The sequence below is a fragment of the Magnetococcales bacterium genome, assembly GCA_015228815.1.
GTDB lineage: Bacteria > Pseudomonadota > Magnetococcia > Magnetococcales > UBA8363 > UBA8363.
The window spans coordinates 95,067-111,506 of sequence record JADGCV010000005.1 but is presented as its reverse complement, the minus strand read 5'-3'; the positions used below and the strand labels follow the sequence as shown (position 1 = coordinate 111,506).

Annotated in this window: 12 protein-coding genes; 2 read left to right on the top strand and 10 right to left on the bottom strand. The window is 56.5% G+C overall.

Annotation, left to right across the window (positions count from 1 at the left end; all coding sequences use genetic code 11):
- Positions 1-31 precede the first annotated feature (31 nt).
- On the bottom strand, positions 32-1,603 hold the full coding sequence (locus tag HQL76_03445) for a hypothetical protein (GenBank protein ID MBF0108212.1): 1,572 nt from the start codon (positions 1,601-1,603) through the stop codon (positions 32-34).
- A 147-nt stretch (positions 1,604-1,750) separates the two neighbouring features.
- Entirely contained in the window at positions 1,751-3,181 is a 1,431-nt protein-coding gene (locus HQL76_03440) for a TIGR03013 family PEP-CTERM/XrtA system glycosyltransferase (GenBank protein MBF0108211.1), read from the bottom strand.
- 374 nt (positions 3,182-3,555) lie between these two features.
- On the opposite strand from HQL76_03440, the gene HQL76_03435 reads away from it, so the two are divergent.
- Entirely contained in the window at positions 3,556-4,548 is a 993-nt protein-coding gene (locus HQL76_03435) for a WalW protein (protein ID MBF0108210.1), read from the top strand.
- Between the two features lies 1 nt (position 4,549).
- On the opposite strand, the gene HQL76_03430 is transcribed toward HQL76_03435, so the two are convergent.
- From HQL76_03430 to HQL76_03410, 5 genes are all read right to left on the bottom strand, one after another.
- Positions 4,550-5,212: a YdbL family protein gene (locus HQL76_03430; GenBank protein ID MBF0108209.1), complete on the bottom strand. Its 663-nt coding sequence runs from the start codon at positions 5,210-5,212 to the stop codon at positions 4,550-4,552.
- Positions 5,213-5,311: 99 nt separating this feature from the next.
- Entirely contained in the window at positions 5,312-6,166 is an 855-nt protein-coding gene (locus HQL76_03425; protein ID MBF0108208.1) for a hypothetical protein, read from the bottom strand.
- A gap of 179 nt (positions 6,167-6,345) precedes the next feature.
- Positions 6,346-7,602 carry a hypothetical protein gene (locus tag HQL76_03420; protein MBF0108207.1) on the bottom strand — a complete coding sequence of 419 codons (1,257 nt, stop codon included), beginning with the start codon at positions 7,600-7,602 and terminating at the stop codon, positions 6,346-6,348.
- Positions 7,599-8,390 (bottom strand): hypothetical protein, encoded by a 792-nt coding sequence (locus HQL76_03415; protein ID MBF0108206.1) that lies wholly within the window; start codon positions 8,388-8,390, stop codon positions 7,599-7,601. The genes HQL76_03420 and HQL76_03415 overlap by 4 nt, the downstream gene beginning before the upstream one ends.
- Before the next feature lie 107 nt (positions 8,391-8,497).
- Positions 8,498-11,134 (bottom strand): hypothetical protein, encoded by a 2,637-nt coding sequence (locus HQL76_03410; protein ID MBF0108205.1) that lies wholly within the window; start codon positions 11,132-11,134, stop codon positions 8,498-8,500.
- Between the two features lie 78 nt (positions 11,135-11,212).
- Here HQL76_03410 and HQL76_03405 point away from each other — a divergent pair, with 78 nt between their 5' ends.
- Positions 11,213-13,165 carry an ABC-F family ATP-binding cassette domain-containing protein gene (locus HQL76_03405; protein ID MBF0108204.1) on the top strand — a complete coding sequence of 651 codons (1,953 nt, stop codon included), beginning with the start codon at positions 11,213-11,215 and terminating at the stop codon, positions 13,163-13,165.
- A gap of 203 nt (positions 13,166-13,368) precedes the next feature.
- Here the strand turns inward: HQL76_03405 and HQL76_03400 are convergent, their stop codons facing one another.
- From HQL76_03400 to HQL76_03390, 3 genes are all read right to left on the bottom strand, one after another.
- On the bottom strand, positions 13,369-14,421 hold the full coding sequence (locus tag HQL76_03400; GenBank protein MBF0108203.1) for a PstS family phosphate ABC transporter substrate-binding protein: 1,053 nt from the start codon (positions 14,419-14,421) through the stop codon (positions 13,369-13,371).
- A 405-nt stretch (positions 14,422-14,826) separates the two neighbouring features.
- Positions 14,827-15,327 carry an arsenate reductase ArsC gene (locus HQL76_03395; GenBank protein ID MBF0108202.1) on the bottom strand — a complete coding sequence of 167 codons (501 nt, stop codon included), beginning with the start codon at positions 15,325-15,327 and terminating at the stop codon, positions 14,827-14,829.
- Between the two features lie 311 nt (positions 15,328-15,638).
- A complete protein-coding gene (locus tag HQL76_03390; GenBank protein ID MBF0108201.1) occupies positions 15,639-16,436 on the bottom strand; it encodes an SDR family NAD(P)-dependent oxidoreductase in 798 nt (265 codons plus the stop codon).
- Positions 16,437-16,440 lie beyond the last annotated feature (4 nt).

The following is a 16,440-nucleotide window of genomic DNA, read 5'->3' as shown; positions in this document are numbered from 1 at the left end:
TGGACAATCGGACAGGAGGTTGGCCCAGGCCTTAGAACTTTCCTCCAAGATACAACACCCCGGCGAAACCGGCAAAAATACCGATGAACACCAAAAAGAAAAATGGCGTGGAGCTTTTCCAGCGATTGCCGACCCCCTCGTCCACCATTGACACCATCCCCAGAACCGGCAGGCCCAACACCTTTCTCAGGGCAGCGGGGCTGTCGAACACCGGGCGGATGACGGTCAAAAAAAGCCCAAGCGCCAACCCCGCCGAAAGTCCACCCGCCAACACCACCGAAGAGAACAAGACCCGGTCGGGTCCCACCGGACGATCGGGAATGGAAGGACGCTCCAATACCTTGAAGTGGACATACCGACTCAAACCTTCGGCGATGTCGCCGGTAAACCGGGCTGATCCTTCCTTGTCGAGCATGCTCAGCATTTTTTTCTTGGACATGTCCAGATAGCTTTGCAGCCGCAACATTTCGTTTTCGATGCTGGGGATGGAATCCTCCATCTCCTTGAGCTTGGCCAGCTTTTGCCGGGTCTCCATGAGGCGGGACTGGACCGAAGCCTTTTCCACCTCCAGTTCGCTGATGGCTGTTTTGAGCCGGCGATAGATGGGATTGGATTCGAGTTCCCAACGGTCGGGATTGTCCGCCTCCTGGCGCAGGCGATCGGTGATGTCCTTTTTTTGCTGTTGCAGCATTTCGATCGACTTGCGCAACGCCAACACCTCGGAATGATTCTCCGTATAAAGGCGCATCCGTACCCCATTCTTCATATAGTATTTTCCGAACAGCTCGTTGAGTTGGGAATTCAACTCCTCGATCCGACCATCGACCTCGGCGGTTGGAGAGGCAGTGCTGCTGGACATCTCGGACAGTTGCCGCGACATTTCCGTCTCGCGCCGTTCCAACTCCTTGAGCGTCCCCTCATCCTCCTCGATTTTTTGAACCATGTCACGCATGCGTTCATAGTAACCGCCATCCTTTCCGGGAAGGACCAGCATGTTCCTGGCCTTGAACTCCCGGAGTTGGCGTTCCGCATCGATGACCTTCTGTTCGAAATCGCTGACCTGGCGCCCAAGAAACTCCTCGGCAGTGCGGGCGTTGTCCTCGCGGTATTCCTTGACGTTGTCGAGCGGCAGGCTGTTGAGCAACACCTCGACCACCTGCTGGGTCAGGCGGGGATCGGAATGACGATGGATGATCTGGTAGATGTTGTTGTTGGATTGCTTGACGACCAGTTGCGCCCGAAGATCCCTCAGGACATCCTCCTTTTCGGCATCGTTCGAGACCTGAAAGGCCAGATCGGTCTCACGAATGATCCGCAGCAGGTTGTCCCGTTCCAGAATGCGGTTGAGGATGCGTTTGGCCTCGCGGGTCACATCCAGGACGACCGATTCCTTTTCGAGGAACTGGGAAATATTTTCCCGGGGATCATCGATCTGCACCTGGGCCCGGGCGATATACTGGTCCTCCATGATCGCAACCGCCACCCATCCGGAAATACAGACGAACCATGCGGTGAACACCATTTGCCATCGGTGACGCCACATGCCGCGCAGATGAAGAATCACCTGGAAATAAAAATCGCGAAGTCCGGATTCCTGTTGCATGACCAGGATGAATTCAACTCTTCTAAGGTGAAGGTCCGGGGACGCCCCGTACCAATGACGATAACCAGGTCACCCTGCCGGGATCCATACTCCGGCCTGATCGCCTACCATACCGTAAATGATGCGACGGGTACAGTTCCTTCCCGCTCATGACGATTTCTTTCCATGATGAAGGGGCTCGGTCGCGCCGGAAGCGAAAAGGACCACCTCGACGGAGTGGATCAAAACCAAGAGATCGAGAAACAGGCTGTGGTTTTTGACGTAATAGAGATCATACTTCAATTTTTCGGCGGCATCCTCCTCGGAAGCGCTGTAGCCGTAGCGGACCTGGGCCCAGCCGGTGATCCCCGGTTTCACCCGCAACCGTTCGCCATAATAGGGAATCTTGCTCTTGAGGATGTTGACGAAGGCGGGACGTTCGGGTCGTGGTCCCACAAGACTCATTTCCCCGCGCAAAACGTTGAGAAACTGCGGCAATTCATCGATTCGGGTCTTACGGATGATTTTTCCGACAGCGGTGATGCGATCGTCGTCGCGGCTGGCCCAGCGGGCAACGCCGTCTCCTTCGGCATCGGTGCGCATGCTGCGAAACTTCATGACCTTGAAGATCCGGCCACCATAGCCGACCCGTTCCTGGGTGTAAATGATCGGTCCCCGCCCCCGGCTTTCGATCAGAATCGCCAAGGCAGTCAACACCATCAACGGCGAGACGACCATCAACAGCAACAGGCTCAGGGTGATGTCGAACAGTTTTTTGGAAATTTCCCGCCCCGATCCCTGATCGACGCCATCGGAATTGTGAATCCACCATTCGGGAGTCAAAATCTCCATGTTGATCATATGTCTTTCCCGCTCGAAAAAACCGGGAAGGTCCACAATCGTCACCCCTCGTCCCTTGCAGTCAAGAATCTCCTTGGCATACATCGTCGGAAATTCGCGGTCCATGGCCAGAACGATTTCGTCGATGTCGTTGCCGACGACCCAGTCAAACAGGTCCAGACCGTTGTCGATGACCAACCCTTCCGGAACCGCCCGGCCCGATCCAGGGATGGGCCAACATCCAAGGATGCTGACGCCGAACGGAGTCGATTGTACCTGATCATGGACCAGTCGGGCATTTTCCCCATCACCGAAAATCATGATTTTTCGTTTCAAGGCATCGATGTCGATGACAAAGTGATAGAAAAACCAGCGGATCGCCAGAAAAAGGACAAACGCAAACATCATGGCCAAACCGTTGGCCCCCCGCCCGATGAAGATGTCGGGAAAAACATAGAAGAGCAATCCCAAGGCAACCATGCCGATGATGAAACTGATCCCGACCCTGAGAACCTCGGCGCTGAAGCCGTCATCCAGGACCCGTTGATAACGCCCGGTGGCGGCCATGCTCATGACCATCACCAAGGCAAAAAAGAACGATCGGACGAGCAGTTCCGGGCCATGACTGTAATTTTCCGGCGCATCCCCCGAAAAGCGAATCCATACCCCGACATGGACCGCCAGCACACCCACAAGGGTTTCGGACACCAGCAGCATGATGGACCAGCGGGAAATAAAATGTTTGAAAATTCGTATCATGGATGCCTACCGACAACGATCCAGACGCCAAAGGAGCATGATCGAACAAGGCCCCCCCTTCCCGCCCACCCGCGCGGGATCAGGAACGATTTCTTTCCCGGACACTTCAAATTTGGCAACCTCCAGTGAAAAGATTTCATCCCCACCAACCGATAAGAAGGGGGGAAACGTTCAATCGTCAAGACCCATGGTCCCCTCGCCGATCCTGGCTTTCGTCGCCAGGAAAAACGTGATGTCCTTCGGGAAAAACGTCAAAATCAAACTCCTTGGAGATTGCATCTCCATTCCCCCTCTGCGGGAATCAACGTCAAAACCGAACCCCTGGGGGGAAGCAACCGTTTTTTTTCTTTCAATATTTTTTTCGAGACGTGAACATGAGGTCATCCCCCCCCGTGCTGCTGGTCGTCGTCGATACCGAGGAAGAATTCGACTGGTCCGCTCCGTTCAATCCCGATGCCACTTCGATTCAGGCCATGAACGAAATCCATCGTGGCCAGGAGGTATGCGATCGATTCGGCATCCGTCCGGTGTATGTCATCGACCATCCCGTCGCCAACAACGAACACGGATGGAAGCCTCTGTCAACGTTTGTCATGGAGGGACGGGCGGTCATCGGCGCCCACCTGCATCCCTGGGTCTCGCCCCCGTTCGTCGAGGAAACGACCATCGCCCATTCTTTTCCCGGAAACCTGCCCCGCGAATTGGAACGGGAAAAGCTCTCCCTTCTGACCCGGCGCATCGAGGAATCCATCGGTGTCCGCCCCCTGATCTACAAGGCGGGACGCTATGGCATCGGCCCCAATACCCCTGCCATTCTGGAAGAACTGGGTTATGAGGTCGATCTCAGTCCCGCCCCCCCGTTCGATTTTCGCGGCGGTGGCGGTCCTGATTTTTCCCGCGCATCCAATCATCCCGGTCGGATCGGTCCTGGCCAACGAATTCTTTCCCTGCCCACCACCGGCGATTACGTCGGTCTCCTTGCGTTCTCGCGCCCCCAGAGTCACCGGCTCCATCGCCTGTCCATCCATCCTTTTTTCAAGTCGCTCCGCCTGCCGGGAATTCTTTCCAGGCTGCGATTGTTGGAACGGATCCGTCTGTCGCCCGAAGGGTACCGTTTCGACGAACTGAAACGGTTGACCCTGGGTCTGCTCGATCGTGGGCTCGATGTTTTTTCATTCACCTACCATTCACCATCCCTGAAACCGGGATGCACCCCCTATGTCAGCAACATCAAGGACCGTGATCGATTCCTCGCGACGATGCACCAATATTTTCATTTTTTTCTGCATGAACTGGGAGGCGTCTCCCGCACGCCACTGGATTTGAAAAAAGACCGCGACCTGTCGTCCCCTTCCCCGATGGAATGAATCACTTTTTCACCCACGAGCCATCCGGTTTCTGCACCGCCCAACCTGCCGGCGCCTCGGAAACCCATTTCAAGGCAAACCGGGCCCGTATGTCCGCCTCCCACTCCGGATGGCCGTTGGCCACGGCGATTTCCCGATAAAGTTGGGCGCGATCGATATTGTCCTCGCGAACCGAGGAACGCAACGCTCCTTTTTGCTGCAACGGCAGCCCCTCCTCGGAACGAATTTCCAGATCACCGTCACGATTGATGCCCACCTGGCCACCAAAAAGAAAGGGTTTCAATGCCCCTCCAGCCCGATTCTTCAGGCGTCCGGCGATGTCACGGATGGCCGGGGAGGAAACATCAAGATCCGCTGCCGCCGCGGAAGGGACCGTCCATGACAGCACGGCGTTGACGATCACCAACAGGGAATGCGAGCGCAACGATTGCCGTTCGGGAACGCTCTTTTCCCGAGGCTGGGCGGGTACCGGCTGATTCTCGGGAGTTTTCTTTTCTTCCATGGAAGATTCGGGTGGCTTCATGCCGCTCCACACCTCGCGCACGATCCGTTGCGCCGCCTGATCCACCGCCGGAGCGGGAAAATAGACATTGACGGTGACACAGGCGGCCAACAGCATCGTCAACAACCCGACCATTCCCCCAGCCAAACGCGACAGGCCCATTTCTCTTCCTCCCAAAGGTTGCGCTTGCCCACATCTCCCCCTTAAGCGAAGAAACGGGAGATTCGAACGATGACATCAAAGCCGCTCCATTCGAATCCGTCACTGATCCATGGCCGCGGATTCGGAATAAATGTAACCAAAGTCAGACGCCCCCAAAGAATCGCTGAGAAACATCCTTGGTTGAGTTTCCTGGCGGTGCAGGGAAAAGGGGAGCGTCATGCCAAGAAAACGATGGTCGATCTGCATGGTAACCGCAAAATGGCGTCGCAAAAAATAGTTTGACAACAGATGACGACAGCCAGGAAAACGATCCGGGTTGCTCATGTATAAAATGCGAACGCTGTTCATCTTTTTTAACCGTTTTTTTTTGAAGATCACGTACACGTAACGCCCCGGAACACCTGCGGCCACATGATGCAACCAGGGAATGTCACGATGGTCCGCAAAGATTTGACGGCAGGATGCGTCCAGAAGATTTTCAAGATCCTCTCCGGAATCGATGATCTCCGCAAAATCACGGCCAAGAGGAATCCAGGGAAAACAGGGAATCACCGTAATCTGGTCCGGCATGTATTGAAACCTGGATCTTCTGAAAATCTTGGCGACGACAGGATTGGGCGTGGTGATGAAAAAGTGCCGCTCTTTCTGCGCCAGCAGGGCACGCTGCAACAACATGCTCTGTGTTCGAAAATCCTTTTCAACGACCCAACTGTTGGGATTGCAGAATCGTTCCACGCGGCCCCGAATCATCCTCCGGCTGTAAATGGCCATGAAGACCCCGACGATCCGGTCCTGATGCCGCAACATGAAACCATTATTCGGCTTTTCAGGATCCCAGGGACGGCGATAAACGACCTTCCATTCATCGGGAGAGACCTTGCCATTAAGATTGGCGTGAAGAAACCGGCACGCATCATCAAGATGTTGATCCTCGATGGGGTAGAGTTCAGGCATGATCGGCCTCACAGGGACGGGTACAACACGACCGTGGATACAATGTCACCACCAAAGACCTGGGGAACAATCCCTTTGACTTCTTCCAGACCATCATCGGACGATGGGCTTTTCATCGCTCCGACCGATCGACCGCAAACGGTCGATCATCTCCTTCTTCCAATCCGATCAAAATTAGTTCATGCCCGTCCGGAAACATCAAATTCCACAAGCTCTTTCTTCGAATTGCGTTTACGTATCGGCGTTATCGCAAGATTGCTGAAGCCAAGTTCGGCCAACATATCGACATAAAGCCGCTCGGTCGGCAACAAGGTGCCGTAGAAAGTTGAATTGCCAACAATATAATGAATCCTTCCTCCTGGAACCATGATCTTGGACAGGCCGATAAAATGATGCCACATATCTTCAGAGTATTTGGCGATGTAGTTGGCCAACAAGCGACCGTTCGCATGATCGTTGTGGGCAATGGCATCCAGAATCGGCGCCAGCCATTTTGGAGTAAACGTCTCGCGATTCGGTTGCCAATCCGCCAAACGACTGGTAGCAATGCCCCAGGTTCCTCCAATTGCCTTCCAGTCGAGTTCACCAGCATCACGACCATTGGCAAGATAGCCCAGCCAATACATATAGGGTCGCAACTCTCGAACATAAGACATGCGGTTGGCGTAAGGTGGCGAAGTAATCACAAGATCGAAACGATCTTTCACAAGATGCAAGGCTCTGGCATCGCCATGGATAATGTGGACCTCTCCTTGCGGGGCCTGCATCGCCCCGGCAAGAACATGGGACACGTCATCACGAAACAATCCGGACAGATCGGAAGGCGAATCCGATCGGGTCTGGTCATCATTGCAAAATGACATGGATTGGTGGTTGAAAGCGGCATTCGACAATGTGATGAGGGTGCGACAGAAAGCCACCTTCAACAGAGAACATTCGGCGGAGCCAGGTACCGTGACCTGCTCGATTGCAGGCCGCAGCTTGCGCAAGAAGTGCCGGGCCGGGATATTCCACCAGCGGGCAATGTTATGAATGGGAGGTTCGGGCATAAGGGACGCATTGCGTTTGGCGACCAGAGCCAAGGCTTCGTCGCACGCATACCGCGTCGTCTTGAGCGTGGCAATGGCATAAGGGGCCGTTTTCGTGGCAGCCAGCCATACCAGAAAAGGATTGATCTCGATCGTGGTTGCCTCATGGCCCCGGTTCACGGCGCACAGGGCAGTCGTGGCTGTACCACAAAAAGGGTCAAGTACATGGGAGGGATCCCTCGGACCGTTAGACAGCATCTCTTCAACCATCTTTACAGAATAGGCGGGAGTAAGACGCAACCATCCATGACGACCGCTCTGGTAATTGTATTTATGCGTGTAATCGGCCCGCTGACGCAGATCGGAACGAAATGTGGCAAGCGATCGGGCAGTCAGTAGAGAAGTCATTCAACCTCCCTCCATGGAGTTTCAGGGGCCAACAAGGCCCGCAACACGATGTCGATTTCGGCCCTCAATGCAACTCTATTGCGTTGAAAAAATCCTGCAAGATCATATCCGATAATCTCAGCCATAAACTCATAGGTAGATTCGAGCGAATCATTCGATCCGACGATACCTATGAGTACGGACCACCGATCACGACGGTAGCGCAACAAAACATCGTCATCGATTTGAGCCGAGAGAATGACAGCACAAGGCAGATAAGCGTTGGCATAGGCAATTGAAGCGTTGGCGATATCGGCATTCTGACGCTTGGAATCCTTGCTTTTGTAGCCTTGGCGAATCTCGAAAACGACGCCGGCAAGTGATGCAAACACTGGTTTGGCCACACCTGCCGCAGCGGCAGCCTGCTCCATCCAGCCGTGAAATCGCTTTCGGGTGGAGGTGTTGCGAATGTCGGCCAGGGAAACCCGACCATCCAGATGAAGCGTGCGCGTTTTCCCTCCAGACGTAGGTACGGTATAAGACCAGTTTACAGCCTCGACCGACAGCCCAAGATGGTCACACAAAACTTGTCGGAATAATTTTTCACAACCGATACCGATCTGGCGATAAACGCTCGTCATGCCGCCAGCAGCCTTGTGAGCAGCATACATCAAGGGGTTGTCAAGGCCAAACCAGGCATAAAACGGGTCGGACCGATAAAGGGTCAGAAATTCCGGCAAAGACAGGCCATCGCCACGACCCTTGCCAAATTTTGGAGTATAATTGGCACAGGCTCGAATCGGCTCCATCACGATTTCAAGATATCGGACATCACGTTCATCCTGTATCATGCCGTAGTCCTTGTCGTACAGCGAATGATCACCTTCAAAAGCTTCTGACCTGTTCTTCCAACCTGTCATCGGACGATAGGCTTTTCATCGCTCCGACCGATCGACCGCAAACGGTCGATCATCTCCGTCCAGGGAATCGACCGTTGATGACTGACCACATCCACCTTTGGCGGCACCCATCCCCCTTCGACGAGCCATGACTTGCCGTTTTCATTGCGGACGCCGGAAAGTTCAAACATATCGTTTTTCAATGTACACTGAAAGCCCAAAGTGCGATAACGGTATTCCTTGAAAAGCGCCATGATCCCGCGATTCAGGGAAGCCGCCGCACCGCCACCCCCAAGGATCTGAATATTTTCCAGTGCCTTGACATGAATCGTCTGGGTCGTTTTTCCCGGAACGGTCGCCACCCGGGCCTGGAAGGCGACAGGTGTGTCTCCCACCACGCGCAACCGAAGGATCTCCCCCGACAGGGTCCCCGTGATTCTGCCGATTCCGGTGGCTTCCGTCAGCCGTTCCAGATCAAGTTCGGAAAAATCGATGTCGGCCCGCCATTCCGGAGAGGGACCGTTCCAGACCATTCCCAACCCCGACCCCCTGGCCACGCCCCCGAACAGAAATGCCGTCACGGTCCCTTCCAGGGACACGCCGTTCGGAAGAACCTGGATCAAAGGAAAATCAAAATCCACGCGAACCGGCTGGTTCGCGGCAAAGGGCAGGGAAAATTGCACATCCCGCCCCATCCCCGCCATTGCCAATCCTGGTACACCGGCGAGTGACAGGGATATCCGATCCAGACGAATCGTTCCCCCCTGAAACGGACCGGTCCAGGCGCCCCCCATGCGGAGATCGCCGCCATGCCAGGTTGGGGCCAGGCCGATGGAAGGCAATGCCATGTCCCCGACCGTCAGGGAAGTGACCTTGAACATCCCCGGCGTCACCGGAACCGACGTATCCGCCCCGTGAAGAGGCAACCGGAGTCGGACGCCGGAAGCCCGCACCCCACCCGCCACCACCTCCCCTTCATCGAGTTCGATCAAACCCTTCAAGGTCGAAAAGTCGGGTATTCCCCGTGACGTAAACTTTCCCGACAAGGTTCCCCACGCAAGACCCCGAACCCGTATCGCCGTTTCACCACCCCGCCCCGCGGAAGCGGAGAAACCCTGGAAATAATTTTCGCTCAACCAGCCCAGGTCCCCCTTTTCGAGGGTGGCCCCAAGCAGAAAACCATCCCGGCCCCGTTTCCAGGAAATTGAATGCAGACGCCCCGTCCGCCCCGTCACTTCACCCGCAACCGTCGTCACCCCGTCCCCATCCCAGACGCCATCGAGCCTTGCCCGCGCCTCTTCCCGGGCCAGATTGCCATAGAGGGTTCCGACCAGCCATTCTCCCGACACGAGCGAAAGGTCAAGGCTGCCATGACCTTCCCCGCCCGCGGACACCCGTCCCGTTCCACGGACCACGGCCTCGACCCCTTCCATGGCCGCATCTTTCGGAGCGCTCCATTCCCCCTTGCGGACCCGGAGGCGATAATCAAACGCCACCGACCCATTTGTTTCCGGACCACGCAACGTCAAACGTCCCTGGAGTCGCCCCTTGACCCCCGGCGCCGTCCCCCATCCGGGCACAAACCGCGACACCCGATTCAAATCGATTCCGTTCCCCGGCCCCACACCGACGTTCCATGCCCCCGCCGCACGGGTCAGGGTCAACCGTCCCAGGGCGCCCCCATCCAGTTCCCCGTTCAGGGTCCAGTCCTTTCCCGTCCGCACGCCCGCAGCCAACCATCGTCCACCCAGCGGCACGAATCGTTCCCCCGGCCCCGGACGGACCAGACCATGAAACCGCCCCCACAACCGTTCCCCATCTCCCGCCGCCTCCACCTTCAAATCGCCACCCCAGCGACCATACCCCCATCCAGACACCTGTCCGGCCAGTTTCACGGTCAATCCCGCACCCGGACGGCGCGAGGCCTCAAGATCGCCCACCAGGGTTCCCGAGAGACCGGAACGCCCCAGCCACCGGGAAATCCCGGCCAGAGGGGCGCCATCGGCATGAGTCACCACATCGAGATCACCCCTCGCCCGCCAACGCACCACCCCATGGATCCCCCCTCCGGGATCGGCCCGGGCATTGAAATGAATCTCGATGGCTTCGGTAGTCAGATCCTGACCGAGAAGGGAAAGATCATGAATCCGCCACCCTTCCTTTCCCGGAATCGCCGCTTGAATCACCTCCCCCGCCACGATTTCCACCCCATCGATCCCGAACGGCCAGGGAAAAAACATTTCCCGCGCATCTTCCCTGGATTCATCCGCCGCGTATTCCATGGCGGTCACCGGCGTCGGCAAGCGCAACACCGGTCTGTCCAGACGAAGATATTCAAGCGACCATCGCGTCAGGATTCCCATGCCGGCGCCGATGACCACCCGGTCAAGATTGAGCGTCGCCCCCGAAATAAAGAAGATCCGGACACCATCGCTTCCCAGTTCCAAGGGGTGCAACCGCACCCAGGGAGATTTGACCTCGATCATAAACGGCGGTCGGATACCGGTCCACTCCAGAAAGGTTGCGCGCCATGAGTATTGAAAGAACATCAGGAACAGGACCACGGAAAGGATCGTGAGCAGAATCAGGAAGGATGCCGGAACAAAACGCGACACCACGAAAATGAACCTCTTGACCCCTTTGTGCATTTTCATCTTGCCCCCTCCCGAACCCCTCCCCTAGAATGGCCTCCCGTTTTACCCTCATGGAAGGTTTCCGACAGGCTGTTTTTCATGCTGTTCATCGAAAATATCAAAAAAAGTTTTGCCGCCAAAGAGCTGTTCTCTCCCTCCAGCCTGACGATCCATCGGGGAGAGAAGGTTGCGGTGATCGGTCCCAACGGGTGTGGCAAGACCACCCTGTTCAAGATGATCGTCGGCGCCCTCGAATGCGATGAAGGGGAAATCCGTCTGGCGGGAGGGGTCCGGATCGGAATGCTGGCCCAGGAACCGACCCCTTCCGGGCGTCCGATTCTTGAGGAGACCCTGGAGGGAGATACCGAATTGATGCAGCTCAGAAGGGAACGGGAACGGCTCGACCGGGTCATCGAGGCGCATGAAACCCCACCGCGGGAGGTTCTGGAACGACTGGGTGACATCGAACATCGACTTGAAGCGCTCGATTCCTTCAGTGCCGAAAGTCGCTGCGGCGCCATTCTGCACGGCCTGGGCTTTTCGACCGCGGATCTGGAACGTCCTCTGGATACCTTCTCGGGAGGATGGCGTATGCGGATCGCCCTGGCGCGGCTGTTGTTTTCCCGTGCCGACCTGCTGCTCCTGGACGAACCGACCAATCATCTGGATCTGGAATCCTGCGCCTGGCTGGAACGGTTCATTCAAAACGGAGCCGCCACCTGCATGATCATTTCGCACGACCGCGGTTTCATTCAGCGCACCACCCGGGTAACGGTTGCGATCGAGGGAAAAACGGTCACCCGGTACTCGGTCGATTTCGAACGTTATCTGTCGCAACGCCAGGAACGCCTGCTGCAACAGGAAAAACTGGCCGAAAGGCAAAAGCAGGAGATCGATCATCTGGAACGATTCATCCGCCGGTTCCGCGCCAAGGCGACCAAGGCCAGGCAGGTACAAAGCCGGATCAAGCGTCTGGACCGGATCGAACCGGTACGAACCGTCGTGTCGCAACGTCACCTCGATCGGGTGGCGCTTCCCGAGCCGCCGCCATCGGCGCGCGAGGTCCTCGCCCTGAACGGAGTTTCCAAGGAGTTTGGCCCCTTGCCGGTATTTGCCAATGTCACCCTGAACCTGGAACGGGGCGACCGGGTGGGTCTTCTCGGTCCCAATGGCGCCGGCAAATCGACCCTGCTCAAGATCATCCACCGCACCCTGGCCCCCGACCGGGGAAGCGTCATCCTGGGAGACCGGGTCGTGAGCGGTCACTTTGCCCAACATGCGATGGAAGCGCTCCTGGCCGGAGAAACCATCCTGGAATCGGCGACACGCGCCGCCGGAAAGGGAATGACGGGAGAAAAAATCCGGACCTTGCTCGGCGGATTTCTGTTTTCGGGAGAAGAGGTATTCAAGACCGTATCGGTCCTGTCGGGCGGCGAGAAGGCCCGCCTGGCCCTGGCCCGGTTGTTTCTCGCCGCCCCCAACCTGCTGTTGCTCGACGAACCCACCAACCATCTGGACATGGAATCACGGGCCGCCCTGGAGGAAGGATTGTCCGACTATGCGGGATCGATGATCCTGGTAACCCACGACCGTGATCTGATGGAAACGGTATGCGATCGTTTCTGGTTGATCGCCGGGGGAACCATTCGCCCCTGGGAAGGGAGCCTGGACGATTATCTCGACCTGGTCGCCAGCGAAAAGGGATCCAATCCGGATACGTCCACCACCCCCCGTTCCAGTCCCAGGGACCGTCGCCGGGAAGCGGCCCAGCGGCGCAGGGAGATGGACCTTGCCACCCGTGATCCGCGGCGCCAGATCGCCATTCTGGAGCAGGAAATCGAAGAGCTGGAAACAGCGCTCGCGGCCAATCGCGACGCCCTGACCGACCCCGGACTGCACGCCCGGGAAAACAAGGAACTGCTGCTGGAACGATTGGCGGAAAACGGACGACTCGAATCCAACCTGGGCCGGGCAATGAAGGCGTGGGAAGAACAATCCTTCGCCCTGGAGCGACAAATAGCCAAATTATCGGGTGGGGAGGAACGCCTCTGATTTCAGTTCGTCGAAAGCGGTCATGAATCAATCTCCCTGGCCCGGGCATAAGCAGGGCATCATCGAATCCTGTATCGGTTCGACCCTGGATCGTTTGATTCGTTACGAAACGTCCAGGGGGCGGAGCCACCGGTCCTCAAGGAATCGGACCTCGGAAGACCGGTCCCCGGAACAAGGGAAAAACCCTCGTTCCCAAGGTACACTTACAGTTCCAGTTTACGCATCGTCTTGGCATCTTCGGCAAACTTCTTGCGTTCTTCGGTCGGCATGGGGATCAGCCCCCGTTCCGCCAGGTATCCCTCGTTGCCCCAGGCGCGTTCGCTGGAAAATTCCGCCACGAATTCGGCAATGCCCGGAACCATTCCGATGTGGGCCTTCTTGATGTAGATGAACAGGGGACGGGAAACGGGATAACTGCCGTTGGCAATGTTGTCGAACGTCGGTTTCACCCCGCCGACGATGTTCCCCTGAATTTGATCCTGGTTCTGTTCGAGAAACGAATAGCCAAACACACCCAGGGACATCGGGTCGGCGATCAACTTTTGCACGATCAGGTTGTCGTTTTCTCCCGCTTCGACATAGGCCCCATCCTCGCGAACACTGTGGCAGACGGGCTTGAGTTGTTTTTCATCCTTTTTGACGAGTTCCTTCAACTCGGGAATCGCCTTGCACCCACCCTCCATGGCCAACTCGGCAAAGGCATCACGGGTGCCGGAGGTGGGCGGGGGTCCCAGAACCCGAATCTTGATGTCGGGCAGTTCGGCATTGACATCCTTCCAAGATTTGTTGGGATTATCGACCATCTTCCCATCCTTGTCGGGAACCTGGCGGGCCAGGGCCATGAAAACGTCCTTGAGAGAAAGATTCATGGGCTTGGCGCTGCGGGAACTGGCAAGGACAATGCCGTCATAACCAATCTTGATTTCGGTGATGTCGCTGACCCCATTGGCAGCGCAGGTTTCCACTTCCGACTTTTTGATCCGCCGGGAGGCATTGGAAATATCGGCAAAACGGTCACCCACCCCCGAACAGAAAAGTTTGAATCCTCCACCCGTCCCCGTGCTTTCGATCACCGGGGCCTTGAACTTGCCGGCACGACCAAATTCCTCCGCCACCGTCGTGGCAAAGGGATAGACGGTCGAAGACCCGACAATCTGGATCTGATCCCGGGCAACCGCATTGCCGGGAAACATGAGCGCACCGCTCACGCAAATCGCGGCCAGACTCAAACTTTTCAATGCTTTTTTGCAGTTCATGATACCTCGTCTCCATAAATGTGTGTGATTTATCGTTATCATTCTTTGTTGCGTTGATGAAAACCAGTCCAAGACGAACCTTTGGATTCATTCCTTCTTTTCCACATACCGCATCTGGCGACAAATCCTGATCCCCTGAACCTTGTTCGCGTGGATCAATCTGAGTTTTTTTTTCATTTCCTTGACCTTCCTCGGATCTGTTTCACGATTCAAACGCATCAACACCGTGGTTTCCTTCTCCGAAAGTCGGTCAAGAATTTTTTCAAATGCGCCGATTCGTCTCTTCTGTTTTTTTTTATTCGCGCCAAGATACCTTTCAATAGTTTTTATTATTCTCCGAAACCTCATTGAGCGCCTTTCTGATAGCAACCAGTATAATCACCCCGGATGCGCCACCCATGCATCTCACGACATCTGACGCCCGATATCCACGACCTGTCGTTGGAGACTCAATCGGTCGAGGGTCTTGATCGGCAGATTGACGAAAGTGGAAATTCTGTTGAAAAGCAAACGATAGGTTTCGTTGAAGGCGACCGCCTTTTCCTTGATGGTTCCAACGAAGGCGGCGGGGTCGGGAACCCCCCAGTTGGCGGTGATCGGATGTCCCGGCCAGACGGGACACACTTCGTTGGCCGCCTGGTCACAGACGGTGAACACGAAATCCATCACCGGGGCGTCGGATCGACTGTAGATCTCCCAGCTTTTGGAATGGAGATGGTCGGTGGGATGTTTGATCATGGTCAGCACCCGAAGGGCATCGGGATTGACCTGACCCACGGGACGGCTTCCGGCGCTGAAGGCGGCGAAACGTCCCGCCCCTTCCCGCTCGAGGATGGCCTGGGCAATGATGCTGCGGGCCGAATTTCCGGTACACAGGAACAAAACATTGTAGAGGGTATCGCCCATATTTTTCCTATTTGTCACAAGGTTCGGCACGTGGACTCTGAAACATGTTTCAACAATATTCATGCCATAGTCCCGGACATTCGGGCGACACACGGAAGGCTTTACGTCATCGATTTGATCTTGAACTATTTTTTGATTTTTTTCCGTTTCCTTTTCCGCGAATCGGCGCCACTTCGGGCCGGATGGACGGCCCTGGACCGCGGACCAATTTCCAAAGAATCCTTCAACCATGGAAGGAATCCTTGGCTCCCGCGGCGGGTCGAACGCGGCACGACAGGAGCGCCGTGAAGGAAAAGCGCCGCGAACGAAAATCAAGCCAGACGACGTCCTCCATCCACATGCAACACCTCTCCGGTAACGAATCCGGCCTCCAGGAGGTAGTGAATGGCCGCGAGGACCGCATCGGCACCGGAGGCCGCGGCCAAGGGGGTTCGGGAACGCATGGTGGTGTACCCCGGGTCCTCCTTCGGAGGGGGATAGACCGCTCCGGGAGCGATGGCATTGACCCGGATGTCCGGGGCCAGGTCGCGGGCCAGGACCTGGGTCGCCATGATCATGCCCGCCTTGGCGGCACCATAGGCAGCATGCCGGGAAAGGGGGCGTTCGCCCCAGATGTCGGCAATGGTGATGATCTGCCCCTTGATGCCGGCCTGTTCCATGGATCGGGCCACCTCCATGGAAAGCCACAGGGGGCCTTGAAGATTGATCTTGAGCTGATGTTCCAACAACGCCCATCCTTCAGGACCCGAATCGGCCAGGAACACTCCGGCATTGTTGACCAGGAGGGAAATCGGTCCCAGATGCCGTTCCACGGACGCGACGAGGAAAGAGATGTTCTCCGGATCAGCCAGATCCAGGGAAAAAGGACGGGCAACCCCTCCCTCTCGTTCAATCTTTCGGGTCAGATCAAGCGCGGCATCGCCGGAACGGTGGTACGTCAAGGCGACGGAAAACCCCAGGGATGCAAGGTCGTGACTGATCCTGGCCCCCAGACGGACCGCGCCACCGGTAACCAGGGCAACCCCGGACTTGATCGGGTCCGTGAAAAAGCCTTTTTGCACCCCTCCCGTTTGCCGTTGACGTGCATCTTCCCCATTCACCATGAACATCGGT

Bases quoted from the DNA above. Each gene is read 5' to 3' on its own strand.
- HQL76_03425 (MBF0108208.1), bottom strand. From the start codon at position 6,166: ATGCCTGAACTCTACCCCATCGAGGATCAACATCTTGATGATGCGTGC.
- HQL76_03410 (MBF0108205.1), bottom strand. From the start codon at position 11,134: ATGAAAATGCACAAAGGGGTCAAGAGGTTCATTTTCGTGGTGTCGCGT.
- HQL76_03395 (MBF0108202.1), bottom strand. From the start codon at position 15,327: ATGGGCGATACCCTCTACAATGTTTTGTTCCTGTGTACCGGAAATTCG.
- HQL76_03415 (MBF0108206.1), bottom strand. From the start codon at position 8,390: ATGGAGCCGATTCGAGCCTGTGCCAATTATACTCCAAAATTTGGCAAG.
- HQL76_03430 (MBF0108209.1), bottom strand. From the start codon at position 5,212: ATGGGCCTGTCGCGTTTGGCTGGGGGAATGGTCGGGTTGTTGACGATG.
- HQL76_03390 (MBF0108201.1), bottom strand. From the start codon at position 16,436: ATGTTCATGGTGAATGGGGAAGATGCACGTCAACGGCAAACGGGAGGG.
- HQL76_03440 (MBF0108211.1), bottom strand. From the start codon at position 3,181: ATGATACGAATTTTCAAACATTTTATTTCCCGCTGGTCCATCATGCTG.
- HQL76_03420 (MBF0108207.1), bottom strand. From the start codon at position 7,602: ATGACTTCTCTACTGACTGCCCGATCGCTTGCCACATTTCGTTCCGAT.
- HQL76_03445 (MBF0108212.1), bottom strand. From the start codon at position 1,603: ATGCAACAGGAATCCGGACTTCGCGATTTTTATTTCCAGGTGATTCTT.
- HQL76_03400 (MBF0108203.1), bottom strand. From the start codon at position 14,421: ATGAACTGCAAAAAAGCATTGAAAAGTTTGAGTCTGGCCGCGATTTGC.
- HQL76_03435 (MBF0108210.1), top strand. From the start codon at position 3,556: ATGAGGTCATCCCCCCCCGTGCTGCTGGTCGTCGTCGATACCGAGGAA.
- HQL76_03405 (MBF0108204.1), top strand. From the start codon at position 11,213: ATGCTGTTCATCGAAAATATCAAAAAAAGTTTTGCCGCCAAAGAGCTG.